Genomic DNA, 688 nt, shown 5'->3' with positions numbered 1-688 from the left:
ATGCGCGAATTGCAATTGGCGGATGCCGCCGCCGGCATCGCCGAGACCTTCGAGGACATCGAGGCCCTCTCGGCGCGCTGCCGCTTCGGGGACTGCCAGCACGAGCGCGAGCCCGGCTGCGCACTCCGCGAGGCCATCGAACAGGGCCAGCTCGCGCCCGCGCGGCTGCAGCGCTGGCGCAAGCTGCTCGCCGAGGACCGCTTTAACTCGGCCAGTCTTGCCGAGCGTCGCAGCAAAGACCGCGCCTTCGGCAAGCTGGTCAAACGGGTGATCAAGGAGGGCAAGTCGCGCCGGACGTTCTGAACAGGGATGATATCGGCCTGTCACTCAGGCAACTCCTTCGCGCGCACAGGATCAGGCCCCGTTGGCGAGCGTCGTTAGCGTATCCTCGCTCAGTGAGCCGCCCATTACCCGACCTTCAAGCGCGACAAGCCCAGACTACGATAGCGCGCACACAACGGGCAGCCCCGATCAAAGCGCCCCTGCTCGGTGACCAGATAACGGATCTGGCACGGCGGACAGTCTCTCAGGTGGGCACTGCCCATGCGCAGATCACGCGCCAGCATCCAGCACAGCGTCATCTCCAGGCTGTTGTTCGGACCCAAGAGCCTCTGCGCCAAATCATGCGCCTGGATCATCGCCTCTATCGACCTCGAGCGCCGATCCAGCCCGCCCACAGCGCTGGAGG

2 pseudogenes are annotated in these 688 nt (G+C 65.7%); one reads left to right on the top strand and one right to left on the bottom strand.

Annotated elements, in window-relative coordinates:
- Positions 1–303: pseudogene (locus VBE63_RS31000) on the top strand (ribosome small subunit-dependent GTPase A); the annotation flags it as partial.
- 104 nt (positions 304–407) lie between these two features.
- On the opposite strand, the pseudogene VBE63_RS30995 reads toward VBE63_RS31000, so the two are convergent.
- Positions 408–688, bottom strand: a pseudogene (locus VBE63_RS30995) (hypothetical protein); the annotation flags it as partial.

Source organism: Lamprobacter sp., from assembly GCF_034860625.1.
Classification (GTDB): Bacteria; Pseudomonadota; Gammaproteobacteria; order Chromatiales; family Chromatiaceae; genus Lamprobacter.
This window is presented reverse-complemented; position numbering and strand designations above follow the sequence as displayed.